Source organism: Pseudomonas sp. PB103, from assembly GCF_009764635.1.
GTDB lineage: Bacteria > Pseudomonadota > Gammaproteobacteria > Pseudomonadales > Pseudomonadaceae > Aquipseudomonas.
This window is the reverse complement of the sequence record NZ_RWIL01000139.1, coordinates 1-17,604: the sequence shown is the minus strand read 5'-3', so window position 1 is coordinate 17,604 and position 17,604 is coordinate 1. Positions and strand designations below refer to the sequence as shown.

The following is a 17,604-nucleotide window of genomic DNA, read 5'->3' as shown; positions in this document are numbered from 1 at the left end:
AACGCCGTTTCCCCACGCTTTCAGCGATTTTCGCGACAAATCAATCACTTAATATTTTTGGCACGAAACTCGCTCCTGTGCACAGGTCGCTTGACTCCAATAATAAAAAGGCCGAGCCATGTCACTCACCCTGGAGCACGTCAGCCGCACCGTCGAGGGCCAGACCTGGATCGACGATGCCTGCCTGAAATTCGAACCCGGTTCGTTCAACGTTTTGCTCGGCCGCACGCTGTCCGGCAAAACCAGCCTCATGCGTTTAATGGCCGGGTTGGACAAGCCCGACAGCGGCCGCATCCTGATGAACGGCGTCGACGTCACCCAACGCCCGGTGCGCCTGCGCAACGTGTCGATGGTCTATCAGCAGTTCATCAACTACCCGACCATGAGCGTGTTCGAGAACATCGCCTCGCCGCTGCGTCAGGCCGGTGTGTCGAAAGAGATCATCCATAGCAAAGTGCAGGAAACCGCGAAGATGCTGCGCATCGAGAAGTTTCTGCAGCGCTATCCGCTGGAGCTGTCTGGCGGCCAACAGCAACGCACGGCCATGGCTCGCGCGCTGGTCAAGGATGCCGAGCTGATTCTCTTCGATGAACCGCTGGTCAACCTCGATTACAAACTGCGCGAAGAGCTGCGCCAGGAAATGCGCGAGCTGTTCAAGGCGCGCCACACCATTGCGATTTACGCCACCACCGAACCCAACGAAGCGCTGGCACTCGGCGGCACCACGACGATTCTTCACGAAGGCCGGGTGATTCAGAGCGGCCCGTCGACTTCGGTGTATCACCAGCCACAAACCGTACTTGCGGCTGAGCTGTTCTCCGAACCACCGATCAACCTGATGCCGGGGCGCATCGCCGGCAACGAAGTCAGCTTCGCCAATTTTGTGCACTTCCCGTTGAACGTCGATTTGCGTCCGGTGGGCGAGGGCGAGTTCCGTTTTGGCGTGCGCCCCAGCCACATCTCGCTGGTGCCGAGCAACGATGATGACCTCGAACTGGCCGTCACCGTTGAAGTCGCCGAGATCAGCGGTTCGGAAACTTTTCTGCACGTGCGCAACGAACATTTCCTGCTGGTGCTGCACCTGCCCGGCGTTCACGAATACGACGTCGATGCGCCGATCCGCATTTACATCCCGACCCACAAACTGTTTGTTTTCGATGCGCAGGGCCGTCTGGTGCAAGCACCGGGCCGGCGTGTCGCGAGGGTTGCCTGATGGCCGAAATCCGTTTGCAGCACCTCGCCCACAGCTACAGCAAGACCCCGAGCGGCGCGGAGGATTACGCGATTCGCGAGATGGATCACGTCTGGGAGCAGGGCGGCGCTTACGCCTTGCTCGGGCCGTCGGGTTGCGGCAAGTCGACTTTGCTCAACATCATTTCCGGATTGCTCAGCCCCTCGCAGGGCCACGTGTTGTTCGACGGCAAAGCGGTCAACGACCTGACGCCGGAGAAGCGCAACATTGCTCAGGTTTTCCAGTTTCCGGTGGTCTACGACACCATGACCGTGTTCGATAACCTCGCCTTCCCCCTGCGCAATCAGGGCATGGCCGAGGCGAAAGTACACAGCAAGGTGCAGGAAATTGCCGAAGTCCTCGATCTGCAAAACCTCTTGAGCAAAAAAGCACGCAACCTCACCGCCGACGAAAAGCAGAAAGTCTCGATGGGCCGTGGCTTGGTCCGTGACGACGTTTCGGCAATCCTTTTCGATGAACCGCTGACGGTGATCGACCCGCACCTGAAGTGGAAACTGCGGCGCAAGCTCAAGCAGATCCACGAGCAGTTCAACATCACCATGGTCTACGTCACTCACGATCAACTGGAAGCTTCGACCTTCGCCGACAAAATCGCCGTGATGTACGGCGGCCAGATCGTCCAGTTCGGCACGCCACGGGAATTGTTCGAACGGCCGAGCCACACCTTTGTCGGCTATTTCATCGGCAGCCCCGGCATGAACCTGATCGAGGTGCAGCCGCAACCCGGCGGCGTCGGTTTCGCCTCGACGCATTTGCCTTTGTCCGACGCGATGCAGCGGCATATCGAACACGGCCAGTGGAAAAATCTGAAGGTCGGTATCCGCCCGGAGTTTATTCACGTGTGGGACGAGCCGTTTGATGACGCGATGCAGGCAACCGTCGTACACGTCGAAGACCTCGGTACCTACAAAATCATGACACTCGACCTCGACGGCGCACCGCTGAAAGTGCGCCTGGCCGAGGACAAACCAGTTCCGCAGGGCACCGCGTACATCAGTTTTCCGGCGCAGTGGCTGATGGTTTATGCCGATGAGTTTCTGCTTGAAGCCGGTGATGAGGTGCAGCCATGAACAAGGTGCAGAACAACAAGGCCTGGTGGCTGGTGTTGCCGGTGTTCCTGCTGGTGGCATTCAGTGCGGTGATCCCGATGATGACCGTGGTCAACTATTCGGTGCAGGACATCTTCGACCAGTCCAGCCGCTACTTCGTCGGCGCTGACTGGTACAAGCAGGTGCTGCTTGATCCGCGTCTGCACGACTCATTGCTGCGTCAGTTCATCTACTCGGCGTGCGTGTTGTTGATTGAAATTCCGCTGGGCATCGCCGTCGCCCTGACCATGCCGACCAAGGGCCGCTGGTCGTCGGTGGTGCTGATCATTCTGGCGATTCCGCTGCTGATTCCGTGGAACGTGGTCGGCACCATCTGGCAGATTTTCGGCCGCGCCGACATTGGTTTGCTTGGGTCGAGCCTCAACGCCATGGGCATCAGCTACAACTACGCGGCCAACACCATGGACGCCTGGGTGACGGTGCTGGTGATGGATGTCTGGCACTGGACTTCACTGGTGGCGCTGCTGTGTTTCTCCGGTCTGCGCGCGATTCCCGACGTGTATTACCAGGCCGCGCGCATCGACCGCGCCTCAGCCTGGGCGGTGTTCAGGCACATTCAGTTGCCCAAGTTGAAGAGCGTGCTGCTGATCGCAGTGATGCTGCGTTTCATGGACAGTTTCATGATCTACACCGAGCCGTTCGTGCTCACCGGCGGCGGGCCGGGCAACGCCACGACCTTCTTGAGTCAGACGTTGACCCAGATGGCTGTAGGGCAATTCGACCTCGGTCCGGCAGCGGCGTTTTCGCTGGTGTACTTCCTGATCATCCTGTTGGTGTCCTGGCTGTTCTACACCGCCATGACGCACTCCGACGCCAACCGCTGAGGTCCGGCCATGAGCAAGAGAAAGCTGATTCCATTGCTGGTCTACATCCTGTTCCTGCTGGTGCCGATCTACTGGCTACTGAACATGTCCTTCAAGAGCAACACCGAAATCCTCGGTGGCCTGACGCTTTTCCCACAGGACTTTACGCTGGCGAACTACAAGGTGATCTTCACCGATCCGAGTTGGTACAACGGCTATCTCAACTCGCTGTATTACGTGAGTTTGAACACGGTGATCTCGCTAAGCGTGGCGCTGCCGGCGGCCTATGCGTTTTCGCGCTATCGTTTTCTCGGCGACAAACACCTGTTCTTCTGGTTGCTGACCAACCGTATGGCGCCACCTGCGGTGTTCTTGCTGCCGTTCTTCCAGTTGTATTCGTCGATTGGGCTGTTCGATACGCACATCGCCGTGGCCTTGGCGCACTGCCTGTTTAACGTGCCGCTGGCGGTGTGGATTCTCGAAGGTTTCATGTCCGGCGTGCCCAAGGAAATCGATGAAACCGCCTACATCGACGGCTACAGTTTCCCCAAGTTCTTCGTGAAGATTTTCATCCCGCTGATCGGTTCCGGCATCGGTGTCACGGCGTTTTTCTGCTTCATGTTTTCCTGGGTCGAATTGCTGCTGGCGCGCACCTTGACCTCGGTAAACGCCAAGCCGATTGCGGCGGTGATGACCCGCACGGTGTCGGCGTCGGGAATCGATTGGGGTGTGCTGGCGGCGGCGGGGGTGTTGACCATTCTGCCTGGCATGCTGGTGATCTGGTTTGTTCGCAACCACGTGGCCAAGGGCTTTGCCCTCGGTCGGGTCTGAGGAGCTGATGATGGAATGGATGAGTTGGACCACCCCGACAGCGGCATTCTTCATCGTCATCGGCCTGATTCTGGTCGGCATGACCACTTGGGAATTGCGCTCGCCGAGCATCCTGCGGCGAGGTTTTCTACCGATTGCCACCACCCGTGGCGATCGCTTGTTTATCGGTCTTCTCGGCAGCGCCTACCTGCATTTGCTGGTGATCGGCGCCACCGACTGGAGCATCTGGGTGGCGTCCGCGTTGTCCCTGGTGTGGCTGTTGGCTGTGATGCGTTGGGGCTAGTCGAGTCATTCGGCAACCGTGCTCCGAAATCCTAAACAGGAGGTCTCTATGTTCGACAAAAACAATAAGCTGCGACATAGCATTTCATTGGCAGCCATGCTGGCACTCAGCGGTTTGAGCGCCGCCGCGTGGGCTGATGCCTACGAAGACGCGGCGAAAAAATGGATCGGCAGTGAATTCAAACCGTCGACCCTGACGGCCGAGCAGCAACTCGAAGAATTGAAGTGGTTCATCAAGGCGGCCGAGCCGTTTCGCGGCATGGACATCAAGGTCGTTTCCGAGACCCTGACCACCCACGAATACGAGTCGAAAGTGCTGGCCAAGGCCTTCACCGAAATCACCGGGATCAAGCTGACCCACGACCTGCTGCAAGAAGGCGACGTGGTCGAGAAAATGCAGACGGTGATGCAGTCCGACAAAAACATCTATGACGGCTGGGTCAACGACTCGGACTTGATCGGTACTCACTTTCGTTATGGCAAAACCGAGTCGATCACCGACCTGATGGCCAATGAAGGCAAGAACTTCACCTCGCCAACGCTCGACATCAAGGACTTCATCGGCATCTCGTTCACCACCGCGCCGGACGGCAAGATCTATCAACTGCCCGACCAGCAATTCGCCAACCTGTACTGGTTCCGCGCTGACTGGTTTGAGCGTGCGGACTTGAAAGCCAAGTTCAAGGAAAAGTACGGCTACGAATTGGGCGTGCCGGTGAACTGGTCGGCCTATGAAGATATCGCCAAATTCTTCAGCGAAGACGTCAAGGAAATCGACGGCAAACGCGTTTACGGGCACATGGACTACGGCAAAAAAGACCCGTCGCTGGGTTGGCGCTTCACCGATGCCTGGTTCTCCATGGCCGGTGGCGGCGACAAGGGGTTGCCCAACGGTTTGCCGGTGGACGAGTGGGGGATTCGTGTCGAGGACTGCCACCCGGTCGGCTCCAGCGTGACCCGTGGCGGCGACACCAACGGCCCGGCGGCGGTGTTCGCCACGCAGAAATATGTCGATTGGCTGAAGGCTTATGCGCCACCGGAAGCGGCGGGCATGACCTTCTCCGAATCGGGGCCGGTGCCGTCGCAGGGCAACATCGCCCAGCAGATCTTCTGGTACACCGCGTTCACCGCCGACATGACCAAACCGGGTCTGCCGGTGGTCAACGCCGACGGCACGCCGAAATGGCGGATGGCGCCGTCGCCACGTGGGCCGTATTGGGAGGAGGGCATGAAGCTCGGTTATCAGGACGTGGGTTCGTGGACGTTCATGAAATCCACGCCTGAGAAACAGAAACTCGCGGCGTGGCTTTACGCGCAGTTCGTCACCTCGAAAACCGTGTCGCTGAAGAAAACCATTGTCGGCCTGACGCCGATTCGCGAGTCGGACATCAACTCGCAGGCGATGACCGATCTGGCGCCGAAACTCGGTGGTCTGGTCGAGTTCTACCGCAGCCCGGCTCGCGTGCAATGGACCCCGACCGGAACCAACGTGCCGGACTATCCGCGCCTGGCGCAATTGTGGTGGAGCCACATCGCCGAAGCGGCCAGCGGCGAGAAGACCCCGCAGCAAGCGCTGGATGGCTTGGCCAAGGATCAGGATGCGATCATGACGCGTCTCGAACGCTCCAAGGCCCAAGCGGTGTGCGCACCGAAAATGAACCCGGAACGCGATGCGCAATACTGGTTTGATCAACCGGGCGCACCGAAACCGAAACTGGCCAACGAGAAGCCGAAGGGCGAGACCGTGAGCTACAACGAACTGCTGAAATCCTGGGCGGATGCGCGTAAGTAAACGCTGAAATGTGAAAGGCGAACGGCACCGCAAGGTGCCGTTTTCGTTGCTGCGTGTGCCATTGCTATCGCGAGCAGGCTCACTCCTACAGGTTTCTGCATCGTTCACTTATACCGGGTACACCCAAAATCCCTGTGGGAGCTGGCTTGCCAGCGATTGCGGTCTGACATTCAACATCGATGTCTACTGACCCACCGCCATCGCTGGCAAGCCAGGCTCCCACAGGTACCCGTGGAGCCCAGCATCCCGCATACACAGCAGATCCCTGTGGGAGATGGCTGCCACCGATTGCGGTCTGACAGCCAGCATTGATGTTTATCGGTACGGATGTGTCTTGATCAGACCAGAACAGCCAGATCGGTGTACCGAGCAACCAAAGCATCAGCCGTGAGCAACTTCATTGGTTCAGTCATTGCTGTGGCCACGATAATGCGGTCAAACGGATCGCGATAATGGTGCTCAAGATCCTTCACGGCGATGGCGTGTTCTGCAGTCACTGGCAATTCGATAAAGCCACTGTCGAGACAATATTGGCGGACTTCTTCCAGATCAACATTCAGCTTGCCGAGCCCGACCTTGATCGCCATTTCCCAGAAGGTGGCGGCGCTGATATAGATTTCGGCGGCGTTCTCAATCAATTTTCTGGCTTTGCCGGACAGTCTGGCGTCATCACTGAGCGTCCAGAGCAAAATGTGCGTGTCGAGCAGCAGCCTCATACTTGAGTGCCCTCAAATGCATCAAGCATGTCATCGGGCAATGGTGAGTCGAAATCGTCGGGCAACACCAGTTTGCCCTTCATTGCGCCAATACGCTGAGCGCTGGGTTTTCCTACGGGAACGAGGCGAGCCATCGCCCGCCCATGCTTGGCAATCGTGATGACTTGGCCAGCAGCGGCATCATCGACGAGTTTGGATAAATTGTTTTTGGCTTCAGCCAGCGGAACGATGATCATCAGCTCACCCCTGTATTCTGGACAAATATAGCCAGAATATTTCAACGCTGCCAAACCATAGACTTCTTCAGCCCATTCGCAAACGATATCCCTGTTCATTTTTAGCCTCTCGTCGGTATTCCATCTGCCAAGGCCTCCACCATAGAGCTATCTACTCAAAACTGGCTGTAGGACAAAACGGAGGTTGCGGCGAGAGCTTTCGGTGTTTGTGTGGGGACGGGAGCAAATCGGTAAAAAATCGTACAAAAATGACGACCGACACGATGTCCGAAAATCAATGTAGGAGCTGCCGCAGGCTACGATCTTTTGATCTTGATTTAAAAACAAGAGCAAAAGATCGCAGCCTTCGGCAGCTCCTACAGGGATGATTCGGGGGTGGGGAAGCCCAATCGGAACACGGTCATCACCCCCGGCAAGCTCTTAACCTCCGCCACACCCTGATGCAGGCTCATGATCGATCGCACGATCGCCAGGCCCAACCCGGTGCTGCCCTGCGACCTGGAGCGGCTGCTGTCGACGCGGTAGAAGCGGTCGAACAGATGTGGCAGGTGTTGCGCCTCAATCCCGGCGCCGGGGTTGCTGATCAGCAGGGAGGCCTGGGTCGCACCTTGTTCGATCAGCAATGTCACGGTTTTCCCGTTCGGGCAGTGCCGCAGCGCATTCGACAACAGATTGGAAATCGCCCGCTGAATCATCAGCCGATCGCCCATCACCGTCGCACCGCCAACGACATTCAAATGAATGCTCTTATCCTGCGCCGACAACGAAAACATCTCGGCAACTTTCGCCGCCTCAACCTCCAGCGCCACCGGCTCGAACGGCGCCAGTGCCGACGGATGACTCACCTGCGCGAGAAACAACATGTCCGACACTATCCGCGCTACGCGTTCCAGCTCTTCGGTGCATGACACCAGCACATCTTTGTACTCTTCCACCGAGCGCTCGCGGGACAAGGTCACCTGCGCCTTGCCCATCAGGTTATTGATCGGCGTGCGTAATTCATGGGCCAGATCATCAGAAAACTGCGACAACTGCTGCACCCCGGCATCCAGCCGATGCAACATGAAGTTGATGCCGTGCGCCAGTTCGCTCAGCTCCTGTGGCATGTCCACCACCGACAGCCGATGATCGAGATCCTGTGTCGAGACCATCGCCGCGACTTTGCGAAATTCGCGCATCGGCGCCAACCCGCGTTGCACCGCGCCCCACGCTGTCAGGCCGATAAACACCAGCAACAACGGCAGGGCGATCAGCGTCGAGCGCAGGTAGGCGCTGAGCAACGCCTCATCGTGCGCATTATCCACCGACAGCAACACCGGCACGCTGCTGCCGTCTTTGAGGCGAATCAGTTTCGAGGCAGTGAGGAATTTCTTGCCTTCCGCGTCGGTGCTGTCGCTGTAGGCCAGTTGATCAGTGGTCGCGCGCACCGCTTTCAATTCAACCCGTGGTTCGCTCAAGCCTGAACCGGATTTGAGCAGCGGCGAGCGCTGGTTGAGGCGGTCGTAAATGGTCAGCGTGAGGTTGTCATGCCCCATTACCTGATCCAGCAGAATATGCGGCTTGCCGCTGATTTCATTGGCGTCGACGTACAGCGACAAGCTGTGTTCAACCTGTGCCATTTTCTTTTCCAGGCTGTCTCTGGCAAGCGAGTTCAGCTCATGGGTCAGGGCGAAAAAAGCCAGGATCGCCAGGAACACCACCAACAGCGCGCCGAGAATACTCACCGTCAAACCCAGGCGCATCGACAGGCTGGCCGGTTTCATTCGCGCGCCTCCAGCACGTAGCCGACACCGCGCAGGGTGTGGATCAGTTTGCTGTCGAACGGGTCGTCGATTTTTGCGCGCAAACGGCGGATCGACACTTCGACCACATTGGTGTCGCAGTCGAAATTCATGTCCCACACCAGTGAGATGATTTGCGTGCGCGTCAGCACTTCGCCGGACTGGCGCATCAGCAGATGCAGCAGGGCGAACTCCTTGGTGGTCAGGTCGATGCGCTGCGCACCGCGGAACGCGCGATGGCGGCCCGGGTCGAGTTCCAGGTCCGCGACTTTCAGCACTTGCGGCAGGGGAATGTTTTCGCTGCGGCGCATCAAGGTGCGCACCCGTGCGAGCAGTTCGGGGAATTCGAAAGGTTTGACCAGATAGTCGTCGGCGCCCAGATCGAGGCCACGAATCTTGTCGGCCAGACGCCCACGCGCGGTGAGCATCATCACCCGCGTGGAGTGAGTGCGGCGCAGTTGTTCCAGCACACCCCAGCCGTCCAGTTCGGGCAGGTTCACATCGAGAATAATCAGGTCATAGGCCTGTTGTTGCGCCAGGTGCAAACCATCGGCGCCGGTGGCGGCGTGGTCAACCACATATCCACTTTCGGTCAATCCCTGATGCAAGTATTCGGCAGCTTTAAGCTCGTCCTCAACGACAAGGATTCGCATGATCTTTCACCACTTATATTTAATGGGTATTTAATTAAAAAGGCCCTCACCCTCTCCCTCTCCCGGAGGGAGAGGAGACTGAATGGGGGATGTTTCAGAACTACGCCGACGTGAAAAAATTTTACTGAATCCATAATCGACTTGATGTAACAGGTCGATAAATAACGCCAGACACTTCGGTCAGCTCCCTCTTCCCCCGGGAGAGGGCTGGGGTGAGGGGAAGTCCGCACAATAAAGGTTGTAGTGGCTACAGGGTCAACCGCCAAGCGCTTCAAAACGGTGCTCTGCGACAGCCTGTCGCAGCACAAACTGCAAAGCCCTCATGACATTGGTTTACACAAGTGCTGTTCAGCAGATATCTAACCCGCATTTGTTTCCATGTATTACCACAACAAAGTTCGCACTTCGCATCCTAGAGCAAAACAACTAGTTCAAACCGTGGATAACGGATTTGTAATGTTCCAGTCACCTTGTCGATAAGTTCAAAACCCTACCGTGGCGGCATCAAAGATTCTTGAATAAAGGAAGTCTGCCATTGCCCGGTTTAATTGAACTGACGGCGCGATCACGCCTGCAAAAAACACTCGGCGGCCTGCTGTTATTGGCCAGTGCCAGCCTGGCGAATGCCTCGACGTTGACGCTGGATCAGGCCTTGCAAAGCGCCTTCGCCGGTAACCCCGATCTGGCCGCCGCGCAGTGGGAAATCGGCATTGCCGAGGGTGATCGTGTGCAGGCTGGTTTGATCCCCAACCCCGAAGTTTCCTGGGAGGCCGAAGACACTCGCCGCGATTCGCGCACCACGACGATCATGCTCAGCCAGCCGATTGAACTGGGCGGCAAACGCGGTGCACGGATCGACGTCGCCAGCCGCGCGCAGGGCGCCGCCGGCATCGAGCTGGAGCGCAAGCGCAATGCCTTGCGCGCCGATGTGATTCAAGCATTCAACAGTGCGCAAACCGCGCAGCAACGCCTGGATCTGTCTCGGCAATCGCTGCAACTCGCCGAGAAGGGTTTGCGCGTGGCTGACGGGCGAATCGAGGCTGGGAAATCGTCCCCCGTCGAAGGCACGCGGGCGCAAGTGCAGCTCTCGGAAGTACGCCTTGAAGTGAGCCGCGCCGAGCGCGATCAGGCCAACGCGTATCAGCAGTTGGCGCAAGTCATGGGCGCGCCTTTGCCGGCATCGACCAAGGTGCAAGCACCGACGAAAAGCCTAATGGCTGTTCCACCGCCGACAAGATTGCTGGAGCGTCTGAACGAAACCGCCGAGCTGCGTCTGGCCACGTTGCAGATCGATCAGCGCGAAGCCTCATTGGGGCTGGAAAAGTCCCAACGCATCCCCGATCTGACCGTAAGCCTCGGCAGCCAGTACAGCGAGACCGAGCGCGAGCGGGTCAACGTGGTCGGGCTGTCGATGCCGATTCCGCTGTTCAACCGCAATCAGGGCAACGTCCTCGCGGCGGCACACCGAACCGATCAGGCGCGGGATCTGCGCAACGCCGCCGAGCTGCGCTTGCGCACCGAAATCCAGACCAGTCTTGAACAATGGCAGACCGCCAACGGCGAAGTCACCGCGTTCAACCAGACCATCCTGCCCGCCGCGCAACGTGCGGTCGACAGCGCCACGCGCGGTTTCGAAATGGGCAAGTTCGGCTTCCTTGATGTGCTCGACGCGCAGCGCACGCTGATCGCCGCGCGCAGCCAATACATCCAGGCCGTCAGCGAAGCCACCGACGCCCGCGTACGCATCGAACGGATCTTCGGCGAGCTCGCCGTCAGCCCTTGAATTTCACTTTTCACATCACTGCGCGCAGGCACGGCGCAGAGGAGTTTGCATGGATAAAAAATTGATGGTGGTCGCGGTGGCGACGTTGGCGCTGGGCATTGGTATCGGCTCGCAGTGGTCAGGCAATTCAAGCATCGACGCCCACGCCGATGAGGCTGCTGAACACGCCGACCACGCCGAAGATGGTGCCGCAGCCGAAGGCGAGCATGGTGAAGAAGGCCACATCGAACTGAGCGCCGAACAAATCACCGCTGCCGGCATTCAACTCGCCGAAGCACGGGCGCGAAACATCAGCCTCGGCTTGCCGTTCCCCGGTGAAGTGCGCTTCGACGAAGACCGCACCGCTCACGTCGTACCGCGTGTGCCGGGGGTGGTCGAGTCAGTGGCGGTCAACCTCGGGCAAACGGTGAAGAAGGGCCAGTTGCTCGCGGTGATTGCCAGTCAGCAGATCTCCGATCAGCGCAGCGAACAGGCTGCCGCGCAACGGCGCCTGGCCTTGGCGCGCACCACCTATGAGCGCGAGAAGAAACTGTGGCAGGACAAGATCTCCGCCGAGCAGGATTTCCTCCAGGCGCGTCAGGCATTGCAAGAAGCGGAAATCGCTGTGAGCAATGCGCGCCAAAAGATCAGCGTGCTCAGTGGAAGCGTGGTCGCCACCGGCGGCAATCGCTACGAATTGCGCGCGCCGTTCGACGGTGTCGTGGTGGAAAAACACCTGGCGCCGGGTGAGGTGGTCGATGAAACCACGGCGGCGTTCACGCTCTCCGATCTGTCGCGGGTTTGGGTGACCTTCGGTGTTTCGCCCAAGGATCTGAACAAGGTGCAGGTGGGCAAAGCAGTCACCGTCAGCGCTCCGGAATTGAACGCGGAAGTCGTCGGCAGCGTGGCTTACGTCGGCAGCTTGCTCGGCGAACAAACCCGCACCGCAACCGTTCGCGTCACTCTGGAAAACCCGCAAGGCTCATGGCGCCCCGGGTTGTTCGTCACTGCGCTGGTCGCCACCGATAGCCGCGAAGCAAAAGTCGCTGTGCCGGAAACCGCGATCCAGACCGTCGAGGACAAACCTACGGTCTTCGTGCGCACCGATGACGGCTTCGAAGCGCGGCCGGTAGAGCTGGGCAGCCGCGCAGCCGGCCACGTGGAAATCACCCAAGGCCTGGAACCGGGCGCACAAGTCGCCAGCGCCGGCAGCTTCGTCCTCAAATCGGAACTGGGCAAAGCCTCGGCCGAGCACTCTCATTAATTCTGGAAAGTCCTCATGTTCGAACGCCTGATCCAGTTTGCCATCGAGCAGCGCATCATCGTGCTGCTCGCCGTTTTGCTCATGGCCGGCCTCGGCATCGCCAGTTATCAAAAACTGCCGATCGACGCCGTGCCCGACATCACCAACGTCCAGGTACAGATCAACACCGGCGCCGCCGGGTTCTCGCCGCTGGAAACCGAGCAGCGCATCACCTTCCCGATTGAAACCGCGATGGCCGGTTTGCCTGCGCTGGAGCAGACCCGTTCGCTGTCGCGCTCAGGCCTGTCGCAAGTGACGGTGATCTTCAAGGACGGCACCGACCTGTTCTTCGCCCGTCAGTTGGTCAACGAGCGTTTGCAGATTGCCAAGGAGCAACTGCCCGAAGGCGCGGAAGCGATGATGGGGCCGATTTCCACCGGCCTCGGCGAGATCTTTCTGTGGACGGTCGAGGCGAAGGAGGGCGTGCTCAAGGACGACGGCATGCCCTATACGCCGACCGATCTGCGGGTGATTCAGGACTGGATCATCAAGCCGCAATTGCGCAACGTCCCAGGTGTTGCCGAGATCAATACCATCGGCGGTTTCGCCAAGGAATATCAGATCGCGCCGGACCCGAAACGGCTGGCGGCATACAAGCTGACGCTCACTGATCTGATCACCGCGTTGGAGCGCAACAACGCCAACGTCGGCGCCGGGTACATCGAGCGCAGCGGCGAGCAATTGCTGATCCGCGCGCCGGGGCAAGTGGCGAGCACCGAGGACATCGCCAATATCGTCATGGCCAATGTCGATGGCACACCGATCCGCGTGAAGAACGTTGCGACTGTGGAAATCGGCCGTGAATTGCGCAGCGGTGCGGCCACGGAAAATGGCCGGGAAGTGGTGCTCGGCACGGTGTTCATGCTGATCGGCGAGAACAGTCGAACGGTCTCGCAGGCGGTGGCCAGCAAGCTTGAACAGATCAATAAATCACTGCCGGAAGGCGTGATCGCGGTGCCGGTTTACGACCGTACACACCTGGTCGACAAAGCCATCGCCACGGTGAAAAAGAACCTCATCGAAGGCGCGATTCTGGTGATCGCGATTCTGTTCCTGTTCCTCGGCAACATCCGCGCGGCGCTGATTACTGCGATGGTGATTCCGCTGTCGATGCTGTTCACGTTTACCGGGATGTTCAGCAACAAAGTCAGCGCCAACCTGATGAGCCTCGGTGCGCTGGACTTCGGCATCATCGTTGACGGTGCGGTGGTGATTGTGGAAAACACCCTGCGAAGGCTGGCCCATGCGCAGCAGCATCACGGGCGTTTGTTGACTCGCGCCGAGCGTTTCAAGGAAGTCTTTGCCGCAGCGAAAGAGGCGCGGCGACCGCTGATTTTCGGGCAGTTGATCATCATGGTCGTGTACTTGCCGATCTTCGCGCTGAGCGGCGTCGAAGGGAAAATGTTCCACCCGATGGCGTTCACTGTGGTCATCGCTTTGCTTGGCGCGATGTTGCTTTCCGTGACCTTTGTGCCGGCGGCGATTGCGTTGTTCGTGACCGGCAAGGTCAAGGAAGAAGAGGGTGCGGTGATGCGCGGCGCGCGTTGTGTTTATGCGCCGGCGCTGGCCTGGGTCATGTCCAATCGCGCAATCGCAGTGGGCGCGGCGTTGGGTGTGATTGTGCTTAGCGGCGTGCTCACCAGCCGCATGGGCAGCGAATTTGTGCCCAGCCTCAGCGAAGGCGATTTCGCCCTGCAAGCGTTGCGTGTGCCGGGAACGAGCCTGACGCAATCGGTGGACATGCAGCAGCGTCTGGAGACCTTGATTCTGGCGAAAGTGCCGGAAGTCGAACGCGTGTTCGCCCGCACCGGCACCGCCGAAATTGCCTCCGACCCGATGCCGCCGAACATCTCCGACAGCTACGTGATGCTCAAGCCGAAAGAGCAATGGCCGGACCCGGGCAAGTCTCGCGAAACCCTGATGGCCGAGCTGCAAGCCGCTGCCGCGATGTTGCCGGGCAGTAACTATGAGCTGTCGCAGCCGATCCAGTTGCGCTTCAACGAGCTGATCTCCGGCGTACGCAGCGATGTCGCGGTGAAGGTGTTCGGCGATGACATGGACGTGCTCAATGCCACGGCGGCGAAGATTGCCGCAGCGATGCAAAAGGTTAACGGCGCCTCTGAAGTGAAGGTCGAACAAACCACTGGCTTGCCGGTGCTGACCATCAATATCGATCGCGACAAAGCCGCGCGGTACGGGCTGAACGTGGGTGATGTGCAGGACACGATTGCCGTTGCGGTGGGCGGGCGGCAGGCGGGGATTTTGTATGAAGGCGATCGGCGTTTCGACATGGTTGTGCGTTTGTCCGATGCCATGCGCAAGGACATCGACGGCTTGTCGGCGTTGCTGATTCCGGTGCCGGCGCCTTTGAATGGAGCGGCGAATCAGATCGGCTTCATCGCGCTGCAAGACGTTGCCAGCCTCGACCTGGTGCTCGGGCCGAATCAGGTCAGCCGCGAGAACGGCAAGCGTCTGGTGATCGTCAGCGCCAACGTGCGTGGGCGTGACATTGGCTCGTTTGTCAGCGAGGCCGGCGATGTGATCGAACGAGATGTGCAAGTGCCGGCCGGTTACTGGACCAGTTGGGGCGGGCAGTTCGAGCAACTGCAATCGGCGGCCAAGCGCTTGCAGATTGTGGTGCCGGTGGCGCTGCTGCTGGTGTTCGGGTTGTTGTTCATGATGTTCAACAATCTCAAGGACGGTTTGCTGGTGTTTACCGGGATTCCGTTTGCGTTGACCGGTGGGGTCATGGCGCTGTGGTTGCGTGATATTCCGTTGTCGATTTCGGCGGGTGTCGGGTTTATCGCGTTGTCCGGGGTGGCGGTGTTGAATGGCTTGGTGATGATCGCGTTCATTCGCAATCTGCGCGAGGAGGGGCGTTCGCTGTCCGCTGCCATTCACGAAGGCGCACTGACACGCTTGCGGCCAGTGTTGATGACCGCGCTGGTGGCGTCGCTGGGGTTTATTCCGATGGCGCTTGCCACCGGCACTGGCGCCGAAGTGCAGCGGCCGCTCGCCACCGTGGTGATCGGCGGAATTCTCTCCTCGACGATCCTCACGCTGCTGATCTTGCCGGCGCTCTACCAACTCGCCCATCGCCGGGATGAGGACATAACCCCTACCCCATAAATCAACAAAAACCCCTGTGGTGAGGGGATTTATCCCCGATGGACTGCGCAGCAGGCCCGCTTCTTTTCTGGATCAAGAGAGGGGCCGCTGCGCGACCCATCGGGGATAAATCCCCTCGCCACAGGGTTTTTTCCAGTTTGGGGATTTGGCTGTTTTCGGCAGATAACGGATCTGTAATTTCCCCGCCACCGTCACGAAAGGTGCGCCTTGTTACCTTGATCCCGTCAGCTACTTAAACGAGGAATCAACCATGAAACTTGCTCAAATCAGTGCTTTTGCAGCCGCTCTGGCGATGTCTTCCCTGGCCTTGGCCGAAGGCGGTGGTGACCGCACTTTCGAAAAAATGATGGCCAACAGCGAGCGCTCCGTGGAGTTGTTCGTCGCCAAGGAAAAAGCCGCCGGCAACCCGGTGGTCGTCAATGAAAAGAAAGACGAAAAAACCCGCGACCTGTAAGCCTGCTGCCCTTTATAGAAGCCCTTCATCGCGCATCGATGCCGGGCTTTTTTTTAAGCCCGGACGGGAAGGAAATGGACATGAAAGTACTCAAATTGATCGCATTCGCCGCTGTCATGGCGATGTCGGTGAATGTGCTGGCCGAAGGCGGTGGTGACCGCACTTTTGAACGTGCGCTCAGCGCCAACGCCAAAGCCATGAATCAGTACGCCACCAACCAGGGCAAAGCGCCGCCGATGGTGAAGGATTACGAATACGGAATGAAGCTGGACGTGGTCAAGGTGGTGAGCGTGGTGAAGCCTGCGCCAGCCTGCAATGTGGTGCCCACCGCGATGACCTACGAGGACTCCAAAGGTCAGCTCAATACCATCAAGTACAACGTGATGGGCGTGTGTCGCAACAACGGCGGCTGACTCACGGTTCCCTGTAGGAGCTGCCGAAGGCTGCGATCTGTTGATCTTGCTTTTTAAAACCTCCAGATCAAAAGATCGCAGCCTTCGGCAGCTCCTACAGGGGGCGAATTTCGATATCACGCTGCGTATTTCAATTCGTGATGTTTAAAGGTTGTGTGGGAATCGCGGAACCTTCCCACAATGTTTTCAGGTTGTCCGTCGGACGTCCGTTCTCTAGCCTGTGTGGGTCGCTGCCAATTCAGCGATCGGGATTGGAACCCCGTGGCTTTACAGAAAGCGAAAGCACTTTTCATGACGTATGCTTGCACACCTTTGATGGTATGCAGTTCGTTATGGCAGCTGTGCGCGGGAGACTTCGAGTCTGTCGGGTTTTCTGTTCCCCGGGTTCCAACCTGCGTACAGCTGCCACCCTTTCGATTGGAACCGAATGGGCCAGCCCCACTATCAGAACAGAAGATGAACCTTATGAAAAAGCCAACCCCAAATCCCCCAGAAACAGACGCCATCCCCGACGCCAACTCAACATCCCCCTACGCCTCCGTCGACACCCGAAAACTCCACGAAGCCGCCGACCGCGCCCTCGACTTCTACCTCAATCCTGCGGCCCAGATCATGGCCACCCCTTACACCCCCAGCGACATGTACCACGTCAATCCGCACGCCGACACTGAATCCCTGTTGGTCAACGCCTGCGAATCCCTGGCCTCGGCCACGGTCATGCTCGGTGATTTCGCCGCGCAGCTGGAAGGCATGCACCGCAAGACACTGCTGGGCATCGCGCAGGTGGTCATGCTCGGCGAACTGGCGGTGAACAAGGCACTGGATAACGTCGATCCCACCGCATAACCACCTCAGTAGGAGCTGCCGAAGGCTGCGATCTGTTGATCTTGTTTTTTGAAACATCCAGATCAAAAGATCGCAGCCTTCGGCAGCTCCTACAGGGTTTGCTTTTTCGGTGGGTCGGTACGTGTCAAGGCACCTGTCGCCTTGGTCCTACAACTGCTAGCCCATTACGCCCTTAATTTCAGGGCGTTCTGGGTTTAAATAAACTGCGTCTGCCAGTTTCCAGTTTCGTGTTCGAGTACTCC

Annotated in this window: 16 protein-coding genes; 12 read left to right on the top strand and 4 right to left on the bottom strand. The window is 58.6% G+C overall.

The window, feature by feature from the left end; genetic code table 11:
• The first annotated feature begins 118 nt into the window (after positions 1–118).
• The 6 genes from EJA70_RS25370 to EJA70_RS25345 are packed head-to-tail and all read left to right on the top strand — an operon-like array spanning position 119 to position 6,069.
• Entirely contained in the window at positions 119–1,213 is a 1,095-nt protein-coding gene (locus tag EJA70_RS25370) for an ABC transporter ATP-binding protein (RefSeq protein ID WP_158834379.1), read from the top strand.
• Positions 1,213–2,322 (top strand): ABC transporter ATP-binding protein, encoded by a 1,110-nt coding sequence (locus EJA70_RS25365; RefSeq protein WP_158834377.1) that lies wholly within the window; start codon positions 1,213–1,215, stop codon positions 2,320–2,322. Before EJA70_RS25370 ends, EJA70_RS25365 begins: the two co-directional genes overlap by 1 nt.
• A complete protein-coding gene (locus EJA70_RS25360; RefSeq protein WP_007912484.1) occupies positions 2,319–3,185 on the top strand; it encodes a carbohydrate ABC transporter permease in 867 nt (288 codons plus the stop codon). Before EJA70_RS25365 ends, EJA70_RS25360 begins: the two co-directional genes overlap by 4 nt.
• Positions 3,186–3,194: 9 nt before the next feature.
• Positions 3,195–3,995 carry a carbohydrate ABC transporter permease gene (locus EJA70_RS25355; protein WP_008083745.1) on the top strand — a complete coding sequence of 267 codons (801 nt, stop codon included), beginning with the start codon at positions 3,195–3,197 and terminating at the stop codon, positions 3,993–3,995.
• A 10-nt stretch (positions 3,996–4,005) separates the two neighbouring features.
• Positions 4,006–4,278 carry a DUF2160 domain-containing protein gene (locus EJA70_RS25350; RefSeq protein WP_007912485.1) on the top strand — a complete coding sequence of 91 codons (273 nt, stop codon included), beginning with the start codon at positions 4,006–4,008 and terminating at the stop codon, positions 4,276–4,278.
• Between the two features lie 48 nt (positions 4,279–4,326).
• The gene (locus tag EJA70_RS25345) at positions 4,327–6,069 is read left to right on the top strand and encodes an ABC transporter substrate-binding protein (RefSeq protein WP_158834375.1); all 1,743 of its coding nucleotides are present in this window, start codon (positions 4,327–4,329) and stop codon (positions 6,067–6,069) included.
• A 338-nt stretch (positions 6,070–6,407) separates the two neighbouring features.
• Here EJA70_RS25345 and EJA70_RS25340 read toward each other — a convergent pair whose 3' ends face one another.
• From EJA70_RS25340 to EJA70_RS25325, 4 genes are all read right to left on the bottom strand, one after another.
• On the bottom strand, positions 6,408–6,785 hold the full coding sequence (locus tag EJA70_RS25340) for a type II toxin-antitoxin system VapC family toxin (RefSeq protein ID WP_158834373.1): 378 nt from the start codon (positions 6,783–6,785) through the stop codon (positions 6,408–6,410).
• The gene (locus EJA70_RS25335; protein WP_008083736.1) at positions 6,782–7,120 is read right to left on the bottom strand and encodes a type II toxin-antitoxin system Phd/YefM family antitoxin; all 339 of its coding nucleotides are present in this window, start codon (positions 7,118–7,120) and stop codon (positions 6,782–6,784) included. The genes EJA70_RS25340 and EJA70_RS25335 overlap by 4 nt, the downstream gene beginning before the upstream one ends.
• A 257-nt stretch (positions 7,121–7,377) precedes the next feature.
• The gene (locus EJA70_RS25330) at positions 7,378–8,784 is read right to left on the bottom strand and encodes a heavy metal sensor histidine kinase (RefSeq protein WP_158834371.1); all 1,407 of its coding nucleotides are present in this window, start codon (positions 8,782–8,784) and stop codon (positions 7,378–7,380) included.
• The gene (locus EJA70_RS25325; RefSeq protein WP_038362657.1) at positions 8,781–9,455 is read right to left on the bottom strand and encodes a heavy metal response regulator transcription factor; all 675 of its coding nucleotides are present in this window, start codon (positions 9,453–9,455) and stop codon (positions 8,781–8,783) included. Before EJA70_RS25325 ends, EJA70_RS25330 begins: the two co-directional genes overlap by 4 nt.
• Positions 9,456–9,990: 535 nt before the next feature.
• Here EJA70_RS25325 and EJA70_RS25320 point away from each other — a divergent pair.
• The 6 genes from EJA70_RS25320 to EJA70_RS25295 all read left to right on the top strand — a co-directional run bounded on the left by EJA70_RS25320 (position 9,991) and on the right by EJA70_RS25295 (position 17,362).
• Positions 9,991–11,238 (top strand): TolC family protein, encoded by a 1,248-nt coding sequence (locus EJA70_RS25320; protein WP_158834369.1) that lies wholly within the window; start codon positions 9,991–9,993, stop codon positions 11,236–11,238.
• Positions 11,239–11,287: 49 nt separating this feature from the next.
• A complete protein-coding gene (locus EJA70_RS25315; RefSeq protein ID WP_158834367.1) occupies positions 11,288–12,481 on the top strand; it encodes an efflux RND transporter periplasmic adaptor subunit in 1,194 nt (397 codons plus the stop codon).
• Positions 12,482–12,496: 15 nt separating this feature from the next.
• On the top strand, positions 12,497–15,649 hold the full coding sequence (locus EJA70_RS25310) for a CusA/CzcA family heavy metal efflux RND transporter (protein ID WP_158834365.1): 3,153 nt from the start codon (positions 12,497–12,499) through the stop codon (positions 15,647–15,649).
• A 250-nt stretch (positions 15,650–15,899) separates the two neighbouring features.
• The gene (locus EJA70_RS25305; RefSeq protein WP_158834363.1) at positions 15,900–16,103 is read left to right on the top strand and encodes a co-regulatory protein PtrA N-terminal domain-containing protein; all 204 of its coding nucleotides are present in this window, start codon (positions 15,900–15,902) and stop codon (positions 16,101–16,103) included.
• An 80-nt stretch (positions 16,104–16,183) separates the two neighbouring features.
• On the top strand, positions 16,184–16,516 hold the full coding sequence (locus tag EJA70_RS25300) for a DUF2790 domain-containing protein (protein WP_158834361.1): 333 nt from the start codon (positions 16,184–16,186) through the stop codon (positions 16,514–16,516).
• A gap of 465 nt (positions 16,517–16,981) precedes the next feature.
• On the top strand, positions 16,982–17,362 hold the full coding sequence (locus tag EJA70_RS25295) for a DUF6124 family protein (RefSeq protein ID WP_158834359.1): 381 nt from the start codon (positions 16,982–16,984) through the stop codon (positions 17,360–17,362).
• Positions 17,363–17,604: the final 242 nt, after the last annotated feature.

Bases quoted from the DNA above. Each gene is read 5' to 3' on its own strand.
- EJA70_RS25370 (WP_158834379.1), top strand. From the start codon at position 119: ATGTCACTCACCCTGGAGCACGTCAGCCGCACCGTCGAGGGCCAGACC.
- EJA70_RS25365 (WP_158834377.1), top strand. From the start codon at position 1,213: ATGGCCGAAATCCGTTTGCAGCACCTCGCCCACAGCTACAGCAAGACC.
- EJA70_RS25360 (WP_007912484.1), top strand. From the start codon at position 2,319: ATGAACAAGGTGCAGAACAACAAGGCCTGGTGGCTGGTGTTGCCGGTG.
- EJA70_RS25355 (WP_008083745.1), top strand. From the start codon at position 3,195: ATGAGCAAGAGAAAGCTGATTCCATTGCTGGTCTACATCCTGTTCCTG.
- EJA70_RS25350 (WP_007912485.1), top strand. From the start codon at position 4,006: ATGGAATGGATGAGTTGGACCACCCCGACAGCGGCATTCTTCATCGTC.
- EJA70_RS25345 (WP_158834375.1), top strand. From the start codon at position 4,327: ATGTTCGACAAAAACAATAAGCTGCGACATAGCATTTCATTGGCAGCC.
- EJA70_RS25340 (WP_158834373.1), bottom strand. From the start codon at position 6,785: ATGAGGCTGCTGCTCGACACGCACATTTTGCTCTGGACGCTCAGTGAT.
- EJA70_RS25335 (WP_008083736.1), bottom strand. From the start codon at position 7,120: ATGAACAGGGATATCGTTTGCGAATGGGCTGAAGAAGTCTATGGTTTG.
- EJA70_RS25330 (WP_158834371.1), bottom strand. From the start codon at position 8,784: ATGAAACCGGCCAGCCTGTCGATGCGCCTGGGTTTGACGGTGAGTATT.
- EJA70_RS25325 (WP_038362657.1), bottom strand. From the start codon at position 9,455: ATGCGAATCCTTGTCGTTGAGGACGAGCTTAAAGCTGCCGAATACTTG.
- EJA70_RS25315 (WP_158834367.1), top strand. From the start codon at position 11,288: ATGGATAAAAAATTGATGGTGGTCGCGGTGGCGACGTTGGCGCTGGGC.
- EJA70_RS25310 (WP_158834365.1), top strand. From the start codon at position 12,497: ATGTTCGAACGCCTGATCCAGTTTGCCATCGAGCAGCGCATCATCGTG.
- EJA70_RS25305 (WP_158834363.1), top strand. From the start codon at position 15,900: ATGAAACTTGCTCAAATCAGTGCTTTTGCAGCCGCTCTGGCGATGTCT.
- EJA70_RS25300 (WP_158834361.1), top strand. From the start codon at position 16,184: ATGAAAGTACTCAAATTGATCGCATTCGCCGCTGTCATGGCGATGTCG.
- EJA70_RS25295 (WP_158834359.1), top strand. From the start codon at position 16,982: ATGAAAAAGCCAACCCCAAATCCCCCAGAAACAGACGCCATCCCCGAC.